Below are 22,828 nucleotides of genomic sequence, written 5' to 3'. Positions count from 1 at the left end.
CCCGAAGTTCTTTTGGCATCTTTTCAATAACTCTTTCTCTTTTCTTAGTCACAACCTCTATCATTTGCAAATCAGAATTCCAAGGTGTTTCAGTAAGGTTTAAGGAGGGGTATTGTTCTTTTAATTTTTCAAATTCCTCTTTTATTTCCTCGATGCATTTAGAATATCTAGACATTAAACTATCTAGTTCACTTATAGCTCTAGCACCCATATTAGTCCCTGTCCCATGAAAATGGCGGACAACTAATTGATTTTTTTTAACTTTATATCTCAAGTGTGGCTTTTGATTTTTTGTAGGTCGGAAATGTTTGTGAACTACCGTTACTAAAATAGCTGTTTTGGAAGCTTCTTGAGTTGCCGATGGTTCTCCTGAAACTATTCTTAAATTATCGTTTTGTTGAGCTTCCAAATAAACCAGCGACTCAGCTCTTTTCTTATCCATCTCATATATAGAACGCAAATCTCTTACAACTGCAGACGAGTAACGATTGCTCTCTATTTGTTGAAGATTAAAAAGCATGCATTTTTGTATTTTATCTATTTTGCAGGAGTCTTGAGAGTGAGAGTGATTATAGTGAAAACCCGTGCTGTCTATCTCAAGATTACATACAAAAGGATTGGTGCGTGATCTAAAATTTTCTTGAACAAGTGTGTTGGCAACATAGTTTGTCTGCATATTACATAGTCCTGCTTATTAGTAAATAATGTATTTTATTGCATTTCGAGAAATAATAACAGTTAATATTAAAATTAATTATTTTTTACTTTATTGAAACTATAACTATTTAAAAATAGTTTATTATTTTTTTATTGAGTAAAGTTAAAGAGGTTGATCGGGAAGAATGGATAAAGTTTTTAAATTTAAACTTTAAATTTACGAAAGCAATTTATTTAGAGAGTCGGCAAATTGTTTAATATTTTTGGGTCCGAACGCTGCAGGCCCCCCCGTAATCGTTCCGGCGTCACGAAACTCTTTCATAATATCGCGCAGCGATAGAATCGTGCCTATATTATTTTCATTGTAGATTTCGCCACGAGGGTTTAGGGCAATTGCTTTTTTTTTCAAAACTTCTGAGGCTAGGGGAATATCTTGTGTGATGACGATGTCATGAATCTCGACCTGATCAATAATATGTTGATCTGCGGCATCAAAACCTTTGTGTACCACAATCAATTCGATAAGATCGCTTTCGGGAATGTATTGATACTCATTTGCAACAAGTATTATTTTTATTTTCAAACGCTGGCTTGATTTAAAAACGATTTCTTTAATGGCCTTTGGGCAGGAATCTGCGTCAATCCATATTTTATTGGGCTTATACTTTGGCATTTTTCAAAAATTAAACTTGTTAAATGTCTTTAAGTATACTTATCTTTTGTTTTTTTAGCTCACATTAAAAATTTAACCGAGCTCAAATGTCGAAACTCCAAATACTTTTTTTAATTCTTGCTTTGGGGGGATTCCTTTATACATTCGAGCTGTCTCGAAAACAGCTCTCATCCCAGATTCTTCTGCAAGACCGATTGCTTCTTCATTTGGCTGAGGAACATCTAAAAAAATTTCTGAATTATGAGATCGATCTGCTAGAGCTAGAAAAATCTCTCTTGCGGTTTCCTGATCGTGTGCGTAAAGGGGACCAATCTTAAAGCCGCTATGGCATTTCCGAATCCACCCATACCCTGTCAGGCTGCCCGAAATTTTTTTGGCATAGCCCCAAGAATTGGGCATTTGAAACCAAGCCTTTAGAAAATGAGATCTATTAGCTCCAAAAATGGGTTCATCAAAATCTATAATAGCTTGAAAAAAGGTTTCATTTATGGGTATTAGCTCCTTGCTTTCCAATCCTTTAACTTTTCCACCATAACGAATATTATTATAAAAGAACCTAAATCCCGATTTTTTATAATTATCTTGCTGGGCTACGACTCCATCTAAACCAATCGATCTTGTTTCTTGATGAGAAATCGCATGATTCCAAAGCTTCAAGCCGTAGCCTTTTCCCCGGTATTTCGGAATAACGATATAGAATCCAAGAAACCCATAGTTGGCGTCATAAGCAACGGAGGAAATACAGCCGATTTTTTCCCCATCAAGCTTTCCAATAAAAAAGCCATTTGGGTCTGTGCTATAGAAAGCTGAAGCATCAGATAACCCCGGGTTCCATCCTTCATTTCTAGCTTGGGCTAGTAGGAAATCCATTTCTTTTAAACTAGCTTTTTCAATTGTAAAATTACTCATCATCTTCACTAATTAGTTACAGAATAATAACTTGTAACTTAGCCTTGTTTCAAGGTAGCTTTACGCCAGTGTTAAAAAATTAAACTAAAAATAAAAGAAAAACTTTTAATTCAATTAAGCAAAATTAATTTCTTTGCGATTCATCCCGAGAATTTAAAATTTCTGCAAGCTCTTTTGGTTTGGAAAGAAAGGGAAAATGACCGGATTTAAAAGGGATGACGAGGCATGGATAATTTTTAAGAATATTAAGTTGTGTGGAAGGGTGCACATCTCTGTCATCTTCGCAAACAATATAGGTTCTTTTTTCTTTAGTTTTGCCGGAATCAACCCAATTTACAGGCGTTATAAAAGGAGCTATGGGATTTGCTTGCAATCTTTGAATAGCCCAATCAGCAAGCTCTTCAGGACAATCATGAAAAAGTGCTTCTCTTGCTTTGATAAGATCCAAGCTTTGTGTTTGATTTTCTTCATCGGTGATTAGGAGGTTAGGAATTTCTGAAGGGCCTCCGGCTATGGCTACATCTAAAAGCGATTGGCCTTTTTGAGCGACAAAGGCAGAAATGAGAAATAGGTGGGAAATACGATCAGAATGTTTATCTAAAAGAGGGGCGGCTAAAATTCCTGACATGGAGTGGGCAACAAGTATGACCTCATCAAATTTTTTTATCTCTTCTTCGAGGCTGTGATAGTAAATCTCATAAGTGGCTTGTGATAGGGGAAAAGGGCTTTTTCCATGACCCGGAAGGTCAAGACAAGAAACTTTATTGCCAAGCTTTATAAGTTCCTCGGCAAGAAATTCAAAGCACCAGCCACCTTGCCAGGCTCCATGAACTAATATGTACTGCATTTCTAATCACATTAAGACTAATTGTTAAGAGATAAGGATAAACTCAAAAGATTATAAGCTCAATGTAAAGCTTTTGAAGGTTAGTTTTTGGCACGCTTTTCCTTTTTAAGCTATTTCTAGTAAAACCCATTATCCTTTCGATACACGCCTTTTATAGTCAGGATTAGCGATAAGTAAGAGCTACATTGAGTTACCTTTTTATATAACCGCCCAGGAAGAGTTTTTGGATTTCTTATCAAAAATTTTAATTTGACAATTCAAAAAGGAAGTAATACGATGGCCTGATGATTATGTCTAAGACCTTATTTTTATTAAGTTTTCTTGTCTTTCAATCGCTTTCTGCAAATCCACTTGCAGAGCAATTCAAGCAATTAGGTTATTCTGAGATTTGCAATAAGGAACAAGGCTCGGAAACCTTTGATTCGCTTTATGCTCATTTTGATGAATTTATCGCATTTCTTCAAAAAAATCCTAGTTGGGCAAAAAAATTATACATCGCAAAAGAACGGTTTATTAGATCAAAAGAGAGAAATTATTACTCCACTGATTTTTTTGGCTTTTACGACGAGTCAGAAAAAGAAGGAAGAAAGCAGATCGCTTTTTATTATTCGACCCATTTCCATGAATTTGTTTGCTCTCGATATAAAGAATTCAATGAAGTTCCCGAAATCACTCTTTTTTTGGATACTTGCCGAAATATTCAAAATCCATTTGGAACTCTCTTCCAACAAGCTGCAAGTGAGATAGGTTTAGAAACGATTTTTTCTTCGGAATATGGCGAGCCTCCCGTTCTTTTTAAGGTAATCAAATACCTTCCCTCTTATAATGTCTTAAGGCCTCATTACGATGGCACAGTGTTCTCCTTTTTTCTTGATAGCACAGACAACCAATCGCTTCTTCTTTCACCTTACAAATCATTATTTACAGTAGATGATTTTTTTTCGCCAATAAGGGTATTTCCTCGTGAGACTAAAAAAAGTTCGATTTTAATAATTCCAGGAACATTTTTAGCAGAATTTTCTATCTTTCCGACCCCTCACATTGTTACAAAAAGCGGCCAAACTCGATATGCGGCTATTGCCTTTGCGATGAGGCCAAACTACACAGCTCAAAAAAACGAATTTTCCCTTCTTCCGGCCTTTAGCCATTGAATATTTTTTTTACACTTACTAAGATGCTAAAAAAGTAATTTACGTTAGGTTCTCTCATGATCAAGCTCAGGCATTGGATTTTTCTTTTCACCTCCCATTCGTTGTATGCAGTTACAACGCTTAATGTCACATTAAGTACAGACAATAATCCCGGCGGCTTTGGAGAACCGGGTGATTTGCGCTATTGCTTGAATTCAATGAACCAAGACTTGAATTTGATCCCTGATGATTATGAGATTACTTTCGACTTTCCGATGACGATTCAACTTAATGGGATTCTGCCGATTATTAATAATTCCACAAATCCGGTAAACATCACTATCGGAAACCCGGGAGCTATCCCGACTGTCACAATCGATGGGAATAGCGGCGCTTACAGCGGATTTTTTATACCCATGGGAAATGTGACAATCCAAAACATAATCTTTCAAAACCTAACTGCAAGAGGGGGTAATGGAGGGGATGGTATTTCCGGCGGCGGAGGAGGTATGGGGGCAGGCGGGGCTATTTATGCGCCTCAATCATTTTTGAATGGTTCGTTTCCTGCAATCACCTTAATCAACTCCTCTATCAATAATTGCTCGGCTGTCGGTGGAAATGGAGGAAATTATATTGGCGTCTCTTCAACAGGCAATGAAGGGGGCGCAGGAGGAGGCGGCTTCAGCGGAAATGGAGGTTCCATTATCGCTACAGGAAGCACCGGTGGAGCTGGAGGAGGGGGTTTTGGAGGAGATGGCGGTAATGTCAATCTTTCGACCGATGACCCAAGCGGCGGAGGCGGCGGAGGCGGCGGCGGGTTTGGCTCAAGAGCTACCCTAGGCCTGCTTGAAAACCTTGGAACCGGGGGTGCCGATGATGGAGTTGGAGCCGAGGGAAATGGATATGGCCTTTCTATTACGGCAGGATCCGGTGCAGGCGGTAATTTGGGAGGTGTCCGTGCAGGCGGTGGAGGCGGCGGCGGGGGCTCTCCTGTTGCTGGAGGCGGCGGGGGCGGGAGCTTAGGATCGGATGGAATGCAAGCTCAAGGCTCACTACCCCCTGGCGGAAGTGCTGTGCCTTCTGGAGGCAATGGTGGCGATGGTGCAGGCGCCGGCGGCGGGGGTATTGTCGTAACGAATACTACAAATGCAGTCGACGGTGAAGCAGGAAGCGGCGGTTATGGGGGCGGTGGCGGTGGCGGAGCCGGCACGGGAGCTTCTGATACCGGTTACAAGGTACAAGGAGGCTCCGGAGGTGTTGGCGGCGGAGGCGGAGGCGGCGGCGTTAATCAATCAGGCGTTACACCTTCTGAAGGAGGAAATTCCCTTGGCGGAGGTGGTGGTGGAGGAGGGGGTCCATCTTCTGGTTCGACCTCGCTAGGAGGTGTAGACATAGGGAATCTCGGCGGGGGGATGGGAGGAAACGGCTCAAATAACTATGGATCTGGCTTTGGAGGAGGAGGAGGCGGCGGCGGCAGCGGTCTTGGCGCGGCTGTCTTTTTGGATAGCAATTTGAATTTCACCATACAAGCCATTCCTGGAATACCGACTATTTTCAATACATCCAACAATACGACACAAGCAGGTTCTCCCGGGGACCCGGCGGTATCGGAGGGGGAGAAGACGGTTTGAGCGGATCAGCTCTTGGAAATAGCATCTTCTTAAGAACCGGTTCTTCTCTAACCTTTCTTTCGGCCGATGTTTTAGATCTTTTAACGCTTGGTGAGGGAGTCTCTTTTGTGGATGACACCTCTTTTGGCGGAGGGGGAACAAGCGTCAATGTTCGAGGAAATGGAACAGTAATTTACAATGGCAGCACTGACTATCAAGGGTCCATCATGATCAATAATGCTAACTTTAAAGTGAATGGGCTCATCGACCAAGCGTCGATTTTCGTTTGCAGAAACACTAGCTTTAGCGAGCAGAGAGGAACACTTAGCGGAGTCGGGACTATAACCGGTAATGTTTTTGCCAATTCAGGGGCAATTTCTCCGGACGCCGGAAGCACGCTCACGCTTGGCAGTTTGGCGTTAAATTCCGCCTCGCCCGGATCTCTTGGAAGTCTTGTCCATATTGAAATCGATTCCTTGAGCCATTCAGACGTTAATGTCACAGGCCCCGCATCCTTAGCCGGCACCCTTGAGATTGATCTAGATCCTAACGCTCCTCCCGGAACCTATACAATTCTAACCTCTTCCGGTATTACAGGCGCTTTTGATCTCGTCACGTTTACAGGGCCTACTCCGAATTATACGCTCTCTTATCTACCCATCGGAAACCCAACTTTTGTGCAGCTAGATTTTATGGGCTTCCCAATTGATGTGGAACCCCCCTCAGATCTTCAAGGCAAGCAAAAGAAAAATGAATTTGCAACCCAATACGAACTCTATAACCAATTGACTTGGGGTGCAAGTCCTTCACTCGATGTCATCGGCTATTTTATTTATCGCGATGGTCAGAGAATCGCAAGCGTTCCAGCTTCCACACTTTCTTATCAGGACCACAATAGAAAGAAGGGAGTTTCCTACAGCTATTCGGTTACTGCGTTTAATTCTTCTGACGAAGAAAGTGCTCCGATCACTATTATTATCAGACCTTAGGCAAACCATAAATCCTATGCAAGTTGATTCAATTGAGCTTGCGTAGGGTCTTTAGTTGAATGGTTGTTGAAAGATAGGGCTGCTTCAACTAATTAGCCCTGAGAACTTTTTAACTTGATTCAAAACTAACTTCAAATTAAATTTTCTGTTTGATCCCTCCAATGAAAAAGCAAACTTTGACATCTCAAAAGGATAAATTTATGAAATATCTACTTTCTTTGTTTTTATTTTCTCTCTGCCTATTCACTAATTACAGCCATGCAGGCATAATTGAAGACTCAATTACCGAAGAACTAAAGCAGTTGGACTTAAATTCAATTCTACTTGTGGATTATGAATGTGGGGTTGGTTATTGGGTTTGTCCAAGATGTGAAAATAAAAATAAATTATGGAGTCTTCCTTATTGCGAAAATTGTGACTATGTCCTACCTCTTGAAAAAAATTAACCACATATGGCCCAAATATAGTCGGCATGCCATGAAATTGATGTTCATGGCTATTTTCTTGCCATGGATGGCTCTTGGTTTCAACGAAGATAGACCACACATAACAAATATTCAAAACATCCTTAAACATATGCCTATTGAAGATAGACAAGACTTGGAATCTTTATTCAGGCAACTTATGGCTGATGGCGACTTTGGTTACACACTTTTTGGAGACAAGCCGCTTGCTTGCTCTGATTTTTATGTGGATCTAGAACTTGGATTTTTGTTTACCCAAGAGACACTTAACACTTTTGCAAACCTTCATAAAGGGTGGCTTGTGTGGCAAAAATATAAATCCCTTTTTTCATCAAAAACCTTTGTTTTACTGGATTATGTGACAGCAGATTATAACATAATTGGCTTTGTCTTGTATCATAAACCAAAGGTCGAAACTCTTTATGATACACATCAGCCTTTGATGAATGAGGTTTTTGGAGGACCGGATCGGATAAATTCATTTCTTGTTTTTCCGACTTCTGTATTGGAATTGGAGGTTGATAGGCCTCTTTATTACCAAGCTTTAGGGCTGCTTCTTGGCTATGACGAAGTAAGTGTTAAAAGATTTAAAGACAAATACGATTTAATTAACGCTTTTATAAGTGCTCCTTTTGCAATCGATGAACTCAATCCTAAAAATAAAGAAGCTATTCTATCAGGGCTAGAAGATAAAAAATTCAACTCCTTTAGATCACACAATTTTAGGGAATTTAAAGTTCCCGATAAAATTAAACAGCTTAATGACCTCTCGAATAATTTGAAATCGATACGTCTTACACAAAGGGAAGAGGTTCTATCTCCAATAAAAATACCAAAATATATGGGATCAGCCCAAGATCAAGAAGTTAAGTCAAAGCAAAAGTCCTATGATAAGATTCGGGAGAAGCTAGTGGAGATTTATTTTTCGGAACAATTTTTAGAAATCATTTTATCAAGGCTAGTATCATGAAAAAAATGATCTTTTCTGTTTTGCTATTGTTGCCTATTTGCATTTATTACGTACTTTCTAGTCCTAAACCAAATAATGCTAATCCTCAAATAGCCTCGGTTTTGAACGAGCAAGAGGTTCATCAAATTTCTCTTGGCTTAGCTAATATATTTTGGAAACAATTAGCTCAATATAGTCCTTTCTATGATTTTGAAGAAGTCTTAGAAAATTTGAAGGACCTTGAATCAGGTAAAAAAAAGCCTTTTCCCAAAAAAGAAAGCCAAGAGCAAATGCTTTCTCTGATAGATAAGATTTCCACTTATCAAAACCGTCTTAATTTGAAAGCTTCCGAGGACTATTTAGAGAAGGTTGCGAAACAGGGAAATATTGTGGAAGTAATCCCTCATAAGCTCTATTATGAACTTCTTTCAAAGGGCCAACCTCTTTTATCAGACTCTAACCACTTCCAGATTCACCTTATTGAAAGTAAGCTTTGCGATGGCGAGGAAGTCATTATGCAAAATACTCGTTTATCTAATTCGCCTATAACTCTTGATCTTTCAGATACAATCCTTGGTTTTGCGAAAGCAGCATCCGGAATGGCTACGGGAGAGCGTCGTAAGATTTATATCCATCCCGAATTATCTTATGGAAAGCATGGACGTCATGGGTTCCAGCAACTTATCATATGTGATGTTGAGAGGCTATAAAACACTTATTTTTAATCAGAATGACTCTAAGGATTTATATGTAGTTTTAGTCCCATATAAATAAAAGAAGTGAATAGGGAAAAAGAAGTAAGAAAAATTCCCAAATCCAGTATGTAATCGGTTAGCCTTTTTTTATTTCCTATCCTTGAGATAACACAGCTTGATAATAGACTTACAAGAGGTATTATTATAAAAAAGTGAATTAAAAAATAAAAAGACCTTGTATTTGTAACCAGTAAAAAATAAGAAAGAGAAGCTGCAAATAAAGAAATGATGCATAAGGAGGCATAGAAATAAAAAAAACAGCTTATCGAACTTTTCTCCAAACCTGATATTCTTTTTTGCAACCTACAGAAAGATGGCAAAAGGATTAAAGTGTAAAAGGGAATAAACACAAGAAAATAAAAAATGGTTGCATATACATAATTGCTTAAAATTGTATTTATCATACTTTGCATCCCGTTTTCTTATTTTTTTCTTTTTGATTAAACATTACATCCTCACCTAGTACACATAATCCTCAGGCAATAAGTTAAGCACCCGAACCTTATAATTTTGATTTCCTTTGAAAATTTATTATTTGTGAGAGAAACTTATGTCAGAAAAGTGCAACCAAAGCAACATTTTTTTGTTCAAGCATAGATCTTAAACAACGGATAGCCCAAAAATGGCTGATTTTGGAGAGAGGGTTAGGTAAAATTTATAAAAATAACATCCGGAGCTGTATTAAGAAAGCTGCTAATGTCTGATTAGCTCATACCTTTGACTTTCGAGGCATTAAGTAAGCTAACACAATCGCGATAAGGTAAAGAACCGGAATATCACCATAAAGATGACCATGCTCGGAAGGGTCAAAAATAGCTTGAAGCAGCATAATTGTGGCATGCACAATGCTTGAAAAGACGGTGAACCAAATTAAACTCGCATTTTCTAATGGATTTTTTGCGGCGCGAATTAAAAAGACGCCAAGTGTCGCATAAACGCCGACAATCATCTGCTCATACTTATATTGATGAGGAATCCATCTCCAGCCGGATGGCCATAGCTCCATCAGAGGGTAAACCAAAAATAGCATGAGTCCGATAATATTCAAGGCGTCGCGAAGAAAATAACTTTTCTTTTCATTATCCATTTAAGGCTCCTAATTTCTGAATTGAATCCTTTCATGAAATGGCAAATGTTGTAAAATATTTTTTATCATGATTGGAAAGCTTTCGATTAAAAAAATAAAGGTTGATGCTATGCAGAAGATTATTCCACATCTTTGGTTTGACAAAGAAGCCGTTGAAGCAGCTCACTTCTACACGTCGGTATTTCCAAATTCCAAAGTCACTTTCAAAACAGTGATAAAGAATACCCCTTCAGGGGATTGCGATATCGTTCGTTTTAATTTATCCGGGTATGAATTCCAGTCTATTTCGGCAGGTCCCTTATTTAAGTTTAATCCGACCCTTTCCTTTATGTTAAACTTCGACCCATCCGGTGACAAAAATGCGAGAAAGGTCTTGGATGGTTTATGGGAAAGGCTGTCTGAGGGGGGTAAGATTCTTATGCCTTTGGATACATACCCTTTCAGCGAAAGGTATGGGTGGTTAGAGGATAGATATGGCGTTTCATGGCAGTTAATCCTAACCAATCCGGAAGGGGAGAAAAGACCTTTTATCATCCCATCATTTTTGTTTGTCAGGGATGTCGCAGGCAAAGCAGAAGAAGCTATCAAGTTCTATAGTTCAGTGTTTAACCATTCCCATAAGGGGATGATAGTCCGCTATCCAAAAGGCATGGAGCCAAATAAGGAAGGAACAATAATGTTCGCTGACTTTACTTTAGAAAATCAGTGGTTTGCTGCCATGGATTCGGCAGACGAACATAACTTTGGGTTTAATGAAGCTATCTCATTTATGGTTAATTGCAAGAATCAAAAGGAAATAGATGTCTATTTCGAAAAGCTCTCCGCAGTTCCGAAATCAGAACAATGCGGCTGGATAAAAGATAAATTTGGCGTTTCCTGGCAGATCGTCCCTGAAAATATGGAGGCTCTTATGGCAAAAAATCCTGATAAGACAACGCCTGCTATGCTCAAAATGAAGAAAATCATTATCAAAGACCTTGAAAATGCCGGAGAGGCATAAAAGGGAAGTTTTAGACTTTTCTTCCAAAAACCTATTTATTTCACTTTAGTGGGATCAGCCGGAAGAAAAGCAAAGGGTTTCGCTTCTTCAAAGTTGACCGCCGCATTTCCTGAATAGATTTTTCCTCCGGTAAGGGATAGTTTCTTCACCGGAGCTCCTTTTTTCAAGTTTAGATCAGATAGAGGAACCCAAAAAACATTTGGGCTTGTAGAAGAATCATAGAAATATATTTTGTCCTTTTGATTGGATACGGTTCTCCATATAGTAGAAGCAATATTTGGTTGTCCCGGAGTTGTGATGCCTAAAGGAACACTGACGCTGCGGATGACGCCTAGCACGCTGGCAACGGCTTGATTTGTAAAAGTTTCATTGGGAACAGCCTGGATATAGGCTGGCGCTGATTCTTTAGGAATGGCATCTATTAGAAAAGAAGCTCTAGCAAATCGATCGGCAGAACGATTAGTTCCCGGAAGGAAGACTAAGCCTCCAATGCTTTGCCAATAGGTGTTTAAGGCGAGCTGCTGATCATAGGTTGGAGAATTTGTCTGTACATTAAATTGTTTGCCGTGATGGATGACTAAGTTGCCGTTGATGTATTCAAAGATCGCTGAATCGCCATCGGAATCCGAAATGGAGAGATGCATCTGAGCCGGGTATCCATTTGGCAATATAGGCGAAATAATTTGGAAAGGTTCTTCTTTTAAAGTGTTGACGGCTTCCGCGACAGTTGCAAAATTGTCCAATACATACTGTGCCCAAATCGATATGGACATAAAAGGCTTATTTCCGTTGGGTTTGCCATAATCCGATTCAGCAAGATATAACATATTGGCAACAAGGCCCTTTTCGTTCATCCCGTCAGCTGATCCGGCATTATAGCCTGAGACGATGAGACTGCCATATTTTGAGGTCCAGTTAATAGACTGCGGCCCTGCGGCGCCGTTTCGTGTCATGCCTCGAGGGAAAGCCCAAAGATCGGAATGCAAATCTTCCATCCAGTCCATAGAGCGACCTGTGATCACCACACTGTCAGCGCCGGTAAAAAGGGCGCGGGTGCAGGCTTCTGTCTTTGTCATTGATGCTGCCGCAAGAAAAGTGAGCAAAGCCAACCGGATAGGTTTCATTCTTACCCCAATCATTAAAGAATATTTAAAATTCAAATAACAGTTCTAACTGAAAACTGCAATTTAACTTTTTAAATAAACCCGTTTTTAATTCTTGAAGCAGGTTCAGACCTTTTAGAACATGCAATCGATTCCGGCGGTTAACCCATTTCCACCCACTTGCAATCTGTTCATATCAAAAAAGACGTGTTGTTCCCAACCTAAATGAAAGCTCATATCTTACAGAAAGGCCTGTCATAGTTGGAAATGGGGAGTCGTTATCATTTTGATAACTGTTGCTTAAAGCCATAAACAAGATCAAGAAAAAAATTGACGTAAGATTACCGAAATAGCATAAATGAGCCGTACAGTTGTGCGTTTACACAAAACTATATAGACATGATATGCAGAATATGATTCGCTTTTTCTATTTCGTTATTTTGATCTTTTCTTGCTCGTCTCTTCAAGAATTGCATGCTTTTACAAACAATACTATCGTTTCTCCCCAGGAAGGACCCCCAGGGCCTACAGAATCTGTTTGGCAAATTCCGGCAATCCCGATACCGTTTCAGGCAGTGCCGGCTCAGATAGTTCTAATAGCACATTTTTCCGATTTACATAGTTAACAATGAGGTATTCAATGAGGACGTGGAAGATTCTGTTTTTAAGTAGCCTAGTCTTTTCAAATGCTGTCGTTGAAACCACCCCAAGTGTCAGCCCTTTTTACCAAGAAGTGGCTAAAATCAAACCACAGGGTCGGCTAGGTCAAGTCGTCAAAAAAGAGGAAATTTTTACGCCGATTCCCGGAGCTAAGGCTTGGAAGATTGCCTACATTTCATCTGATTTGAATGATAAGCCGACTCTTGCAACAGCTCTTGTAGTGGCTCCATTAAGTGCAGGCTCAGATCGAAAGATTGTCGCTTGGGCGCATGGAACAACCGGTACTGCACAAAATAATGGTCCTTCCCAGCAAGAAAATCCGGCAGTCCCTTTGAATCTATATTTTTTAATTGGAGGTAATTCCTCTACGGACTATGGGCTTCCTGCCCTTCAGGCATTTATTCAGGCAGGTTATGTGGTCGTTGGAACCGATTATCAAGGCTTAGGGGGCGGGGGAAGGCATCAGTATAATGTGGCAACGACAAATGGTCGTGATGTGATCAACTCAATCCGGGCTGTCAGCTCAGAAAAGCTAGGGGGCGCCGGTAAAACTGCTGTTGCGATCGGTTGGTCTCAAGGGGGAGGGGCTATGCTTAGTATGGCTAGCGATAAGGATTACATCGAACGAAAAGGCGCAGCCTCAGATGAGATCGCTTTAAAAGGGTTTGTAGCTCTAGCTCCCGATGATTTGGCTGTCGAATTTGGAGTGAACCCGACTGACGAGGCAGCTTCGGATCAAATTATGAAAGCCCTTCATGATCAGTTTACAAAAAATTTAGCTGATTTTACACACTATGTCATGGCCCTTTGGGGAACCCAGTCAGCTTTTCCGGATCAACTAAAGTTGACAGACGTCTTTAAAGAGAAAGGCGCTCTCGTTTTGGACGAAATCTTGAGTAATAAGGGAGTGCATGCAGCAGCTGATACGATTCATTTTAACTTCGGCGAAAACTATAGATCGCTTTTACGAGATAAGCCTGTAAACACAGTAGCCTGGGTTAATGCATTAAAGAAAGGATCTGTAGCTCCTTTGAAGCCGATAGCCCCGGTGGTAATTTATTATGGCACCAAGGATACAGTGGTGCCACCTACGATGGGAAAGCTATATCAGGAAGAGATGTGCCATAAAGGAGCGCTAATTGAACGGGTACAGCTGCCCGGAGAACAGTCGCACTTTACAACTCCCGGTGTTGCTGAACCGTTTTTTGTTCAATGGATTGCGGATCGATTTGCCGATAAGCCAGTTAAAAATCCTTGTGTCACTATTATTGAATAAGAGCTAACATCTCCCGGGAAAAACCCTCGAGTTTAGAATATCGGGTTTTTCATGTCGTGCTTTTTTCTGGAACCACCTCTATATCCTCATGAAATTACCATTAGTGCAGCGGTCAGACTTCTACTAAGCTTTAGAAATTTGACTGGCGAACCTAAGGTACAATAAGTTATAATCTTTTTAAGAATTTCCGGCTTTCAAATTTTCTTTAGCATTTACCTTGTTTGATCTGTTTGAAATTAGCCGTTTTTTTTGGTGTAAGTAATTACTTTAAAAAAGATTAAAAAAGTGGAAAATAAAGAGACTTATTGGACTATTTGTCCCAAATGTTCCGGACTCGGCAAAAAAAACTTGAGGCTCCGCAAGGAATCGAGACGCCGCTACCAAATAGCATTAAATGAATTTGAAAAAGCTCAGGCCGAGGGAAAGGCTTCGGTTCGGCCTAAGATTACTCAATATTTATGTGATAATTGCGGTGGATCCGGCTTGATTTCAGCTTCTAGTCATCCCATAGTTGATTCAGAAAACTATCCGCATGTAGCCATTATTGGCGCAGGCATAGGGGGTATGGCGCTCGCTGTTGCTTGTTTGCATCGCGGCATTCCCTTCACTCTTTATGAGCGCGACACAAGCTTCGATTCAAGAGCTCAAGGTTACGGGCTCACCTTGCAACAAGCAAGTAAGGCGATTAAAGGATTTGGTCTTTTCTCTTTAAAGAATTCAGTTAATTCTACAAGACACGTCGTGCACACAACAGAAGGAAAAGAAATTAATGAATGGGGGATGAGGACGCATGCGAATATTAATAATTCTCCAAAGCGTATCAATGTGCATGTCCCAAGACAAGCCTTGCGCTTAGCATTGCTTGAGCAATTGGGAGATTCTAATGCTTTGCATTGGGGGCACCGCTTAATTTCTTTTAAAGAATGTGAAGATAAAAGTGTTGAGCTCATCTTTCAAGTAAACGGTGAGATGAAGAATACCAAGGCAGATTTAGTGGTCGGTGCCGATGGTGTTCGAAGTGTTGTGCGCAACCTGTTGATTGGTGAAGATATCACCCCCTTACGTTACCTGGGCTATGTGGTAGTTTTGGGTATTTGTTCTTTAGAGGCTCTAAAAGGTGTCGAGAGTTCTTTGCTTGACTCAGCCACCGTTTTTCAAACTGTCAATGGCCATGAGAGAATCTATGTGATGCCTTACACGCAAGACTCGGTGATGTGGCAATTTAGTTTTCCTATTCCTGAAGAAGAAGCTAAGGCCTTGTGTGCAAAAGGAGCTCAAGCTCTTAAAGAAGAAGCGTGTCGTAGGGCAGATTGGCATAAGCCCGTTCCTCAAATTTTAGAGGCAACGCTGCCTGAACAAATTACAGGTTATCCTTTGTATGATCGAGAGTTACTCAACTCGGAAATATTAGAAAAAGCTTCGGCATTTACTTTGATTGGAGATGCAGCTCACCCTATGAGTCCATTTAAAGGACAAGGGGCAAATCAGGCTCTTTTGGATGCGCTAGCGCTGGCTCGTAAAATTTCAATAGCCTGTAATCCTTATTCCAAATGGAGAGAAAGGGGATTAAGAGAATTGGTATTAAATGAATTTGAACAAGAAATGCTAGAGCGTAGCGGGCCAAAAGTAAAGGACTCAGCTGAAGCTGTGAAACTTCTACATTCTAAGAGTATGCTAATTGAAGGTTGTAGACCTAAAGAAAGGTTTTTACAAGCTATCAATCTATAGCTAGGCGTCCTTTAGGATAGGAAATAAAATCTATTATAAGAAGAAAACTCAATAGGAAATTGGATTATAGATATGACAGAACCTGAACTTCTATCCATTGTTAAATCATTTATTTTTGCATCTATTTTAACGCTATTTATTTTTATGATAAATTCACGAAGAGAGGTTGAAAACGGATTCTACAAAAATCTATCCATTTTCTTTCTTTTTTTTACAATTTCTTATGTAGGAGCAAGAGTTAACCAGAATATTTTCTAATAACTCAATCTAATCCCTATATACCCCAAGATAAATACCACTAAAAAGAAAAATAAATTCACAAAAAATTCATTTTTCTTTTTTCTATTGGTTAGCATTACGCAAAAAGTCAATAGAGAAGCTTGTCCTAAAGCATAAATAGCGGGAATTACTTCATTCATTTTCTTATTCTTATTGAATTATGATCTTCACCAATATACACCTTACGAAAATTTTGCTACAAATTCTATCTGGAATGAGGTTTGAAGTTGGCTACTACTACTTGGGATAAATTCAACGCAGATTTCTGTCATTATCCGAGCTAATGATAGTCATTACAAACATATTCCTTCTCACTCTTACTATGATGGTAGGAGAAGTATTTTTGATCACCCTGATCCAGAGGGACTTTTGAAACGTTTTGCCGGCACGGGAAAGCCTAAAAGTGGAGTGATGGGAGAACCAGGATATAGGGAAGTTGTAGATTTTGGAGAGTATGTAGGGATTTGGAAAGAAGATAAAATAGGGGGACTTTCTTTACCTACAACTCGTGCGACAATTCATTATAGCAAAAAAGGAGCTCATATCGTTCCTGTACATCCAAATCCGTTAATCGAGGCAAAGTAAAATGTCGTTTGATCTTAATGCCGCCCTTTCATCAATGCATAGGGCTATACTAGGAATGGTCTCTTCTAATTTAAGAGGAATTCGTATTGAAGAGAAAAATGGATGCTTATGGATTTATTTTTATTATGAAAATAGTCCAAGTGAAGAAGAAGAAGAGATGGTCAATTTTATTTACACAGAGTTTGTGTCTGATTTTCCAGATCAAAAAACTGATTTCAAAGTGATTAGCTTGCCTCGAAATGAAATGATACCAAAGATTGGCGAGGCGGTTTATTTGCGCTATGGGGAGCTTGGACCAGTATAAAAGTAAAATGACTACTAAAAATCTTTGCAGAATCAAAAGGCGGGAATGGATGCTTTAGCTAAAAGATGCAGCTCACCCTATCAGTCCATTTAAAGGACAAAGGGCCAATCAGGCTCTTTTGGATGCGCTAGCGCTGGCTCGTAAAATTTCAACCCTTGTGTTGGCGAGAAAAGACCCTCAAGATGAGGAAAAACGTATTTTGTACGATTAGGTTTGTTTCTAATAATCATGGCAATAAAAATCAGACAATCCTTATAAGAATTTTAGAACATTTACACCTGAGATTTGAAAGCAGGCGGTGAATGGTGGTCCGAGGACGCCAAAAGTTTTATCAAAAGGATTCCAATTATGAGTTGGTCAAAAAGTTTGATCGCATCTCTATTTTTTTGCGCATTTTTTTCATTTGCCCAAGCTGAATTCAAACCTGAAGTTAAAATGATTGAAGTCGATGGTGTTAAAATTGCCTATTATATTCGAGGGCAAGGAAAACCGCTTTTTATGATTAACGGTTTTATTTCCACAATGAGTCTCTGGGATCCGGCATTATTGGAAGAACTTGCAAAAAATTATCAACTTATTTTGTTTGACAATCGGGGTGTTGGATTATCAACAGATACAATTGAAAATAAGACAACCATACCTCAAATGGCCGATGATGTTGCCGGACTAATAAAAGGTCTTGGTTACTCTAAAGCAAACATACTGGGATGGTCAATGGGGGCACGTATTGGCCAGCAGTTATTGATTCGACATCCAGAACTCGTGGACAAGGCGGTACTTTGTGCTGCAAATCCAGGTGGTAAGTACCAGGATCGAACCGCGCCTGATGTTGAAAATAAGTTGAATAATCCAAACGTATCGGAAACAGAAAAAATTGGTTTGGTATTTCCTGATAATGAGCAAGGGACGCAAGCTGCAAAAGAATCTTTAGCTAGAATTAAAGCTGCTGTAAAATCTGGGTCTATCCCTAATAATTTTTCTGTAAGCAAAGAAACATTGATACGACAAAATCGGGCTCGGACAGTTCTATGGAACAACGACAACGAAAATTTCAACGCACTTAAAGATATTAAAGTTCCTGTTTTGCTAAGTGATGGACGTTTTGACATCATTGATTTGCCAAAAAACTCTTTAATTATTGCAAACCAGATTCCTTACTCGTGGACAGCTTTCCTAAATGGCGGTCATGCTTTTCTATTTCAGGAACACAAGCAGTTTGCCGATTTAGTCCATGTATTTTTGCAATGAAATGATTTCGTAACTTTGATCTAATATCGTCCTTTAATGCATAGGATCATGATTGTTTAAAAACGGTTGCGACTAAAAAGAGCAGCACACAAGAGCTCAAGGTTCTGATACGTTTAGATCTCCTTATGCTGGTCTTTTTACCAAGAATATTCGATCCCAAGAAGAACATTAAAGGTAGTGGCATTTTTCCACCATTCACCGTCTACTTCAAAATATCCTTCTAAGCCATCACAAAAACATTTTTTTAAGTTGAGAGCCCAGTCAAAGCTGTAATTGTCCTTTTGATTGCCGTAAATGTTAAAATCATTGCCAAATTCTTTAAATCGACCCTCAGTCGAATTTTTACTGCTTGAAAATCGCTGATTCCAGGCAATATCAAAGGAGGCATCAATGGCTTCATATGATTCATAAGTGGAAAGATGTAGTCCAAGACGAGAACTAGTGGTTGACCAGTTGAGCTTATTGAGGGTCAAACCCCATCCGTCCGCATAATTTTCGTTTATGCGTCCGCGCCAATTTTTTCCAATTTGGAGGCCTAGGAAGGGTTGAATAAGGACACAATTACTTTCCAAATCAAATCCTGCTTCGCCATAAAAAGTAAAAATATTGAAATTGGGTTTACTGTTTGCCTTATATTGCAAATTTCCTACTTCGATTGTGCGATTAAAGCGATTAGAGGCATGTCCGTAAACGATGTCAAACAGTCCATAAAATACTTTTGGTCTATAAAGGCCATAAAAGCTTGCAAATGCTGAATTGCGATTCGCTCTACCATCACGATACGTTATATTGTCATACTCATATGAACCTGCTAGTCCCAATGTGAAATCGAAACAGAATGTTTTTTGGATACCGCCAGTCATTAGAAAGCTATCAAAATTTAATTTATGGGCAGTTTTGCCGTTTAGATTGGTGAATCCATAACCTATTTCTAACCATCGGGTCCACTCATCGCAAGGAAGTTCACATGGGGTACAACGATCTTGCCTTGCCACTAATGATCTTAATGGATCATATAAACGTCTAAGAAATCTGCTTGTTGAGATCTCTGTCACAAAAACATCGTTGGTATATTGGAAACCTGACAGACTATCCAGAGCTTCCTGCGCTTCTTCTAATGGCAAATTGGCGAGTGTGCTGATTAGAAGAGATTGTGATGCATTCGGGTTGATAATGCCATCAAGATTTATTGCGACACCCATCTGATTGTTTGTTTCGGCTGCATTAATAAGCGCTGCATAAATTGTTAGGTAAACATTGTTAGGATCATATGACAGCGTAGGATTGATGAAGGCTAATGAAGATGCATTAGTAAAGGTTCCTACGACACTCTCTTCTGCTGTCAAAATGGTATAAGGTTGTTGGAATCTAAATGTGCCATCTGAAGAACTGACGACGACAGAACCTCCATTAAGCGTTGCGGTTCCTAAAACATCAATGAGGTCGCTTTGCCCAAGTCCGTTAACTTCAACACTATAAGTTCCATTGTTATTGATAAAAGAACCTAGCGTCAACGTGCCGATGCTCTCTCCCGGAGATACAAATCCAGAGTTCGTCATTGTACCAGCGATAGTTCCGTTACCTTTTAATGTTCCAAGAGAGCTTGTCTGCAGATCTCCCGCAAGCGATCCATTCACAACCAAAATACCTTCTTCAATTCTTGTCAGTCCAGTATAGGTATTGACACCCGAAAGTTTTTGTATTCCAGCCCCGGTTTTCATCAATGTCGAGCTGGTCGCAGGGTAGTTTTGGATGACTCCAGAAAATTCAGTTTGCGTCGAAGAATCGGTATTAATAATCAACTCTGGTTGAGACTGGACTTGGGAAGTACTATTGCCGGTGAGTCCGGCAATGGTAAAGGTAGAAAGTATTGTTCCAATATTAAGTGAACTATTGTCCAAAACAATCTTGGCGTTACCTCCTGCATTACTTCCTTGAACATCAATTCCAAATGCACCTAGAGTGCCTTGATTGACGGCTTGGATGGTCGCTTGGCCGCTAACCAAATTGAATCCTTGGCCGAATTCAATCTGCGAAGTCCCCACTGTTCCGGAATTGAATGCGCTGATAATTGATCCATCATTGAGTGTGCAGTTTTGAGCAAAGGTTAGTTGAGAACCAGTAAGATATCCCACAAAATTGTTGGAGCTTCCTTCGTTTACACTTGTATTACTTGCACTAATGTTAAGGTTTATTCCCGCAGTAAAATTCCCGTCTGCTAACATTTGGGTGCCGTTGACAACCGCGATATTGTTAAAGTTCCCCGTTGTATCATGGTTTGTCCCGCTATTTGAAAGAACAATTGATGCGTTATTGCCAAGGACGCAAGCCCCGTCAAATTCCAATTGGGAGCCACCGATTGTTCCTACGCTGTTGTTGTCTTGGCCAGATGTATTATCAATACCTGAATTAGACACGCTTAACACAAAGTCATTCCCAGCGTGAAAGTCACTCACTGAATACAATTGTTGACCTGAAAGAACACCTACAAGGTTACCTGATGCCGCATTGCTTCCTTGGTAAGTTCCTGTATTCGATAAAGTGATCGATGCGCGGTCTCCAAAGGTACCGCCATTAGTAAGATGAAATTGAGAAGCGGAATTATCTACGGTATTATTATTCATAAAACCTACAAAATTTCCACCTGCTCCGTTGCTATCATCAAATCCTGAGTTTGTAATTTCTAAAAGAAAATCGTCACCGATTTGAAACTGACCCTGAGCTAACAATTGTTTGCCATAACCCATTAAGCTCCCTACTTGATTGTTGGCAACTGTATTGGAGGAGTTGGATCCGCTATTTGAAATTGTAATAGATGCATTGTTTCCAATCGTAAGGTTATCTTGAAATTTTACTTGTTGGCCTCCGATGAGGTCTCCAATAAAATAGTTACCTATGCCAGTGCCTGTATTTGTCCCTGAATTACTGACATTAATCGTAAAATTATCTTGAGCTGAGAAGCTGCTTACGCAATTTAGTTGGCTACCGCCTACGGAACCGGTATTCACATACGTGTTAGTCGCATTGCCACTGAAGTTCCCACCATTAGCGATATTGATAATTGCTTGGTTACTCAAAGCGACGGGAGTAAAGAAAGTAATCTGATCAGAAGAAACGGTTCCTATAGCATTTCCTCCAGCACCGTTGCTGCTATCAATCCCACTGTTAGAAGCGCTTATGCTGAAATTATCACCAGAAACAAACGCATACGAACCAGGCGCTGTACTATCACCTATGACAATCTGTTGAAGGTTCATACCTGCGACATTAGAACCACCGTTTGTATTGGTACCACTATAGACCCCATTGTTAATAGCGCTAATGGTAGCATGCTCTCCCAGTGCACATCCTTCTTGAAAAAGGATCTGATTACCTGTCGTTCCTGAGTTGGAGTTGATCACTGCAACCTGGTGAGCGCCATATCCATTGCTAGTATCGGTACCGGTGTTGCTTGTTGTTAAGCTGAAATTGTCCCCTGCTTGGAAAGTACTTCCTACAAAAAATTGTTGGTCGTTGAGATATCCAACAAAATCTGGGAAACTGGTTGTTTGTGAAGAATTAATACCCGTATTAGAAACACTTATTGTGCAATTGTCACCCACAGTTCCAGTCGTTTGTAAGTTCATTTGGGCAGCGTTGATTTGTGCTATGTTACTAAGACCTACGCCAAGGGAGCTATCATTCCCTGTATTTTGTACTTCACAGTTAAAATTGTCTCCAACTTGGAATTCCTCTGAAGATATAAATTGACTGCCATTGACAATCGAAATGGCATCACCTTGGACAGAGTTGGTTCCGCTAAATGTTCCACTATTTGAGATTGAAACAGTGACATCATCTCCGGCTATAAATGATTGATCAAACTTTAATTGGCTGGCACCGGTATTGGCTATTCCATTATTGCCGGTACCAATCGTGCTATCATTGCCCGTATTGCTTGCTGTGATATTTCCGCCGTTATCAATGATAAATGCTCCGTTAGAATGGAGATTGGAATTGATTGCCCCAATTGATACACCAGATTGGTTTCCTGCTAATGTGCCGCTATTTGAACTTGTGATAATGGAACTACCGGAAGTCCCCGTTGCTCCTTGAAAAGAAATGAGATCTCCAAGAAAGGAACTGTTGTTAGTGTTAGTCACAGTAATGGTGGGATTCGTATTGAGCCCTGTAATGCCAATCCCATTAAAAGTCAGTGTTTGGTTGTTAAAATTAAAATGAAAGATCGAAGCGTTGAAGGGAAAGTTGAAAGTAGAGACAGAAAAAGGTGCCGAGCTTTCGGTGGGGTTAGTATCGATACCGGGAAGGGTGCTATTGAAGATTGCATTATCGTCACTATCAGGAATCGTATCAGGATTCCAGTTTCCGGAATCATTCATGTCATTATTTGGGTTTTCGGCCACCCAAGTAATCGGTTCGGAATGTGCCGTGCTTGAATATGCGATTAGGCAAGGAAGAATGCAATGGAGAAAAAACGAACGTTTGATCATAGCCTAACCCTATTTAATGTATCGATTTGAGACTGCTTTAAATTTTTTGATTTTGAGAATACAAAAGGTTTTTGTCAACAAGTAG

19 protein-coding genes are annotated in these 22,828 nt (G+C 39.9%); 12 read left to right on the top strand and 7 right to left on the bottom strand.

The annotated features are described in order from the left end of the window. The 4 genes from CSEC_RS04785 to CSEC_RS04770 form a co-directional block, all read right to left on the bottom strand. Nucleotides 1–676, bottom strand: a 676-nt coding sequence (locus CSEC_RS04785) for a hypothetical protein (RefSeq protein ID WP_041017197.1), incomplete at its 3' end; no start/stop codon positions are given. A 198-nt stretch (nucleotides 677–874) separates the two neighbouring features. Next, entirely contained in the window at nucleotides 875–1,330 is a 456-nt protein-coding gene (locus tag CSEC_RS04780) for a YaiI/YqxD family protein (protein WP_041017196.1), read from the bottom strand. A 72-nt stretch (nucleotides 1,331–1,402) separates the two neighbouring features. Next, nucleotides 1,403–2,239, bottom strand: a complete 837-nt coding sequence (locus CSEC_RS04775; RefSeq protein ID WP_053331779.1) for a GNAT family N-acetyltransferase — start codon at nucleotides 2,237–2,239, stop codon at nucleotides 1,403–1,405. 124 nt (nucleotides 2,240–2,363) lie between these two features. After that, a complete protein-coding gene (locus CSEC_RS04770; protein ID WP_041017194.1) occupies nucleotides 2,364–3,086 on the bottom strand; it encodes an alpha/beta fold hydrolase in 723 nt (240 codons plus the stop codon). A 290-nt stretch (nucleotides 3,087–3,376) separates the two neighbouring features. Here CSEC_RS04770 and CSEC_RS04765 point away from each other — a divergent pair, with 290 nt between their 5' ends. From CSEC_RS04765 to CSEC_RS04740, 5 genes are all read left to right on the top strand, one after another. Next, nucleotides 3,377–4,237: a hypothetical protein gene (locus CSEC_RS04765; RefSeq protein WP_041017193.1), complete on the top strand. Its 861-nt coding sequence runs from the start codon at nucleotides 3,377–3,379 to the stop codon at nucleotides 4,235–4,237. Nucleotides 4,238–4,293: 56 nt separating this feature from the next. Further along, on the top strand, nucleotides 4,294–5,847 hold the full coding sequence (locus tag CSEC_RS13470; RefSeq protein ID WP_053331778.1) for a hypothetical protein: 1,554 nt from the start codon (nucleotides 4,294–4,296) through the stop codon (nucleotides 5,845–5,847). Continuing rightward, nucleotides 5,844–6,815, top strand: a complete 972-nt coding sequence (locus CSEC_RS04755) for a hypothetical protein (protein WP_041017192.1) — start codon at nucleotides 5,844–5,846, stop codon at nucleotides 6,813–6,815. The genes CSEC_RS13470 and CSEC_RS04755 overlap by 4 nt, the downstream gene beginning before the upstream one ends. Before the next feature lie 333 nt (nucleotides 6,816–7,148). After that, the gene (locus tag CSEC_RS04745; protein ID WP_237559205.1) at nucleotides 7,149–8,249 is read left to right on the top strand and encodes a hypothetical protein; all 1,101 of its coding nucleotides are present in this window, start codon (nucleotides 7,149–7,151) and stop codon (nucleotides 8,247–8,249) included. After that, entirely contained in the window at nucleotides 8,246–8,938 is a 693-nt protein-coding gene (locus CSEC_RS04740) for an FKBP-type peptidyl-prolyl cis-trans isomerase (RefSeq protein WP_041017189.1), read from the top strand. The genes CSEC_RS04745 and CSEC_RS04740 overlap by 4 nt, the downstream gene beginning before the upstream one ends. Before the next feature lie 754 nt (nucleotides 8,939–9,692). On the opposite strand, the gene CSEC_RS04730 is transcribed toward CSEC_RS04740, so the two are convergent. After that, nucleotides 9,693–10,070 (bottom strand): DUF6632 domain-containing protein, encoded by a 378-nt coding sequence (locus CSEC_RS04730; protein WP_041017187.1) that lies wholly within the window; start codon nucleotides 10,068–10,070, stop codon nucleotides 9,693–9,695. Nucleotides 10,071–10,179: 109 nt separating this feature from the next. On the opposite strand from CSEC_RS04730, the gene CSEC_RS04725 reads away from it, so the two are divergent. Then, on the top strand, nucleotides 10,180–11,070 hold the full coding sequence (locus CSEC_RS04725; protein WP_041017317.1) for a VOC family protein: 891 nt from the start codon (nucleotides 10,180–10,182) through the stop codon (nucleotides 11,068–11,070). Nucleotides 11,071–11,105: 35 nt separating this feature from the next. Here CSEC_RS04725 and CSEC_RS04720 read toward each other — a convergent pair whose 3' ends face one another. Beyond that, nucleotides 11,106–12,194, bottom strand: a complete 1,089-nt coding sequence (locus CSEC_RS04720; RefSeq protein WP_041017186.1) for a linear amide C-N hydrolase — start codon at nucleotides 12,192–12,194, stop codon at nucleotides 11,106–11,108. Between the two features lie 383 nt (nucleotides 12,195–12,577). On the opposite strand from CSEC_RS04720, the gene CSEC_RS13100 reads away from it, so the two are divergent. The 6 genes from CSEC_RS13100 (at nucleotide 12,578) to CSEC_RS12615 (ending at nucleotide 18,253) form a co-directional block, all read left to right on the top strand. After that, entirely contained in the window at nucleotides 12,578–12,799 is a 222-nt protein-coding gene (locus tag CSEC_RS13100; RefSeq protein WP_154017629.1) for a hypothetical protein, read from the top strand. 14 nt (nucleotides 12,800–12,813) lie between these two features. Then, nucleotides 12,814–14,109 carry an alpha/beta fold hydrolase gene (locus tag CSEC_RS04715; protein ID WP_041017185.1) on the top strand — a complete coding sequence of 432 codons (1,296 nt, stop codon included), beginning with the start codon at nucleotides 12,814–12,816 and terminating at the stop codon, nucleotides 14,107–14,109. A 276-nt stretch (nucleotides 14,110–14,385) separates the two neighbouring features. Then, nucleotides 14,386–15,837, top strand: a complete 1,452-nt coding sequence (locus CSEC_RS04710; protein WP_041017184.1) for an FAD-dependent oxidoreductase — start codon at nucleotides 14,386–14,388, stop codon at nucleotides 15,835–15,837. 525 nt (nucleotides 15,838–16,362) lie between these two features. Then, nucleotides 16,363–16,701, top strand: coding sequence for a polymorphic toxin type 50 domain-containing protein (locus CSEC_RS12975; protein ID WP_079977972.1), 339 nt, complete (start codon nucleotides 16,363–16,365; stop codon nucleotides 16,699–16,701). A gap of 1 nt (nucleotide 16,702) precedes the next feature. Continuing rightward, entirely contained in the window at nucleotides 16,703–17,005 is a 303-nt protein-coding gene (locus CSEC_RS04695; protein WP_041017181.1) for a MafI2 family immunity protein, read from the top strand. Between the two features lie 348 nt (nucleotides 17,006–17,353). Continuing rightward, on the top strand, nucleotides 17,354–18,253 hold the full coding sequence (locus tag CSEC_RS12615; protein WP_053331776.1) for an alpha/beta fold hydrolase: 900 nt from the start codon (nucleotides 17,354–17,356) through the stop codon (nucleotides 18,251–18,253). Between the two features lie 137 nt (nucleotides 18,254–18,390). Here CSEC_RS12615 and CSEC_RS04685 read toward each other — a convergent pair whose 3' ends face one another. After that, nucleotides 18,391–22,743, bottom strand: a complete 4,353-nt coding sequence (locus CSEC_RS04685) for an autotransporter-associated beta strand repeat-containing protein (protein WP_041017180.1) — start codon at nucleotides 22,741–22,743, stop codon at nucleotides 18,391–18,393. Nucleotides 22,744–22,828 lie beyond the last annotated feature (85 nt).

It is taken from the genome of Criblamydia sequanensis CRIB-18, from assembly GCF_000750955.1.
Taxonomy (GTDB): domain Bacteria; phylum Chlamydiota; class Chlamydiia; order Chlamydiales; family Criblamydiaceae; genus Criblamydia; species Criblamydia sequanensis.
The sequence above is the reverse complement of the archived record's forward strand: the minus strand, read 5'-3'. Positions and strand labels throughout refer to the sequence as shown.

What these genes read in the sequence shown, in the direction of transcription:
- CSEC_RS04765 (WP_041017193.1), top strand. Translation starts at nt 3,377, where the DNA reads ATGTCTAAGACCTTATTTTTATTAAGTTTTCTTGTCTTTCAATCGCTT.
- CSEC_RS04725 (WP_041017317.1), top strand. Translation starts at nt 10,180, where the DNA reads ATGCAGAAGATTATTCCACATCTTTGGTTTGACAAAGAAGCCGTTGAA.
- CSEC_RS04775 (WP_053331779.1), bottom strand. Translation starts at nt 2,239, where the DNA reads ATGAGTAATTTTACAATTGAAAAAGCTAGTTTAAAAGAAATGGATTTC.
- CSEC_RS04740 (WP_041017189.1), top strand. Translation starts at nt 8,246, where the DNA reads ATGAAAAAAATGATCTTTTCTGTTTTGCTATTGTTGCCTATTTGCATT.
- CSEC_RS12615 (WP_053331776.1), top strand. Translation starts at nt 17,354, where the DNA reads ATGAGTTGGTCAAAAAGTTTGATCGCATCTCTATTTTTTTGCGCATTT.
- CSEC_RS04715 (WP_041017185.1), top strand. Translation starts at nt 12,814, where the DNA reads ATGAGGACGTGGAAGATTCTGTTTTTAAGTAGCCTAGTCTTTTCAAAT.
- CSEC_RS13470 (WP_053331778.1), top strand. Translation starts at nt 4,294, where the DNA reads ATGATCAAGCTCAGGCATTGGATTTTTCTTTTCACCTCCCATTCGTTG.
- CSEC_RS04695 (WP_041017181.1), top strand. Translation starts at nt 16,703, where the DNA reads ATGTCGTTTGATCTTAATGCCGCCCTTTCATCAATGCATAGGGCTATA.
- CSEC_RS04770 (WP_041017194.1), bottom strand. Translation starts at nt 3,086, where the DNA reads ATGCAGTACATATTAGTTCATGGAGCCTGGCAAGGTGGCTGGTGCTTT.
- CSEC_RS04685 (WP_041017180.1), bottom strand. Translation starts at nt 22,743, where the DNA reads ATGATCAAACGTTCGTTTTTTCTCCATTGCATTCTTCCTTGCCTAATC.
- CSEC_RS04730 (WP_041017187.1), bottom strand. Translation starts at nt 10,070, where the DNA reads ATGGATAATGAAAAGAAAAGTTATTTTCTTCGCGACGCCTTGAATATT.
- CSEC_RS13100 (WP_154017629.1), top strand. Translation starts at nt 12,578, where the DNA reads ATGCAGAATATGATTCGCTTTTTCTATTTCGTTATTTTGATCTTTTCT.
- CSEC_RS04780 (WP_041017196.1), bottom strand. Translation starts at nt 1,330, where the DNA reads ATGCCAAAGTATAAGCCCAATAAAATATGGATTGACGCAGATTCCTGC.
- CSEC_RS04745 (WP_237559205.1), top strand. Translation starts at nt 7,149, where the DNA reads ATGAATGTGGGGTTGGTTATTGGGTTTGTCCAAGATGTGAAAATAAAA.
- CSEC_RS04720 (WP_041017186.1), bottom strand. Translation starts at nt 12,194, where the DNA reads ATGAAACCTATCCGGTTGGCTTTGCTCACTTTTCTTGCGGCAGCATCA.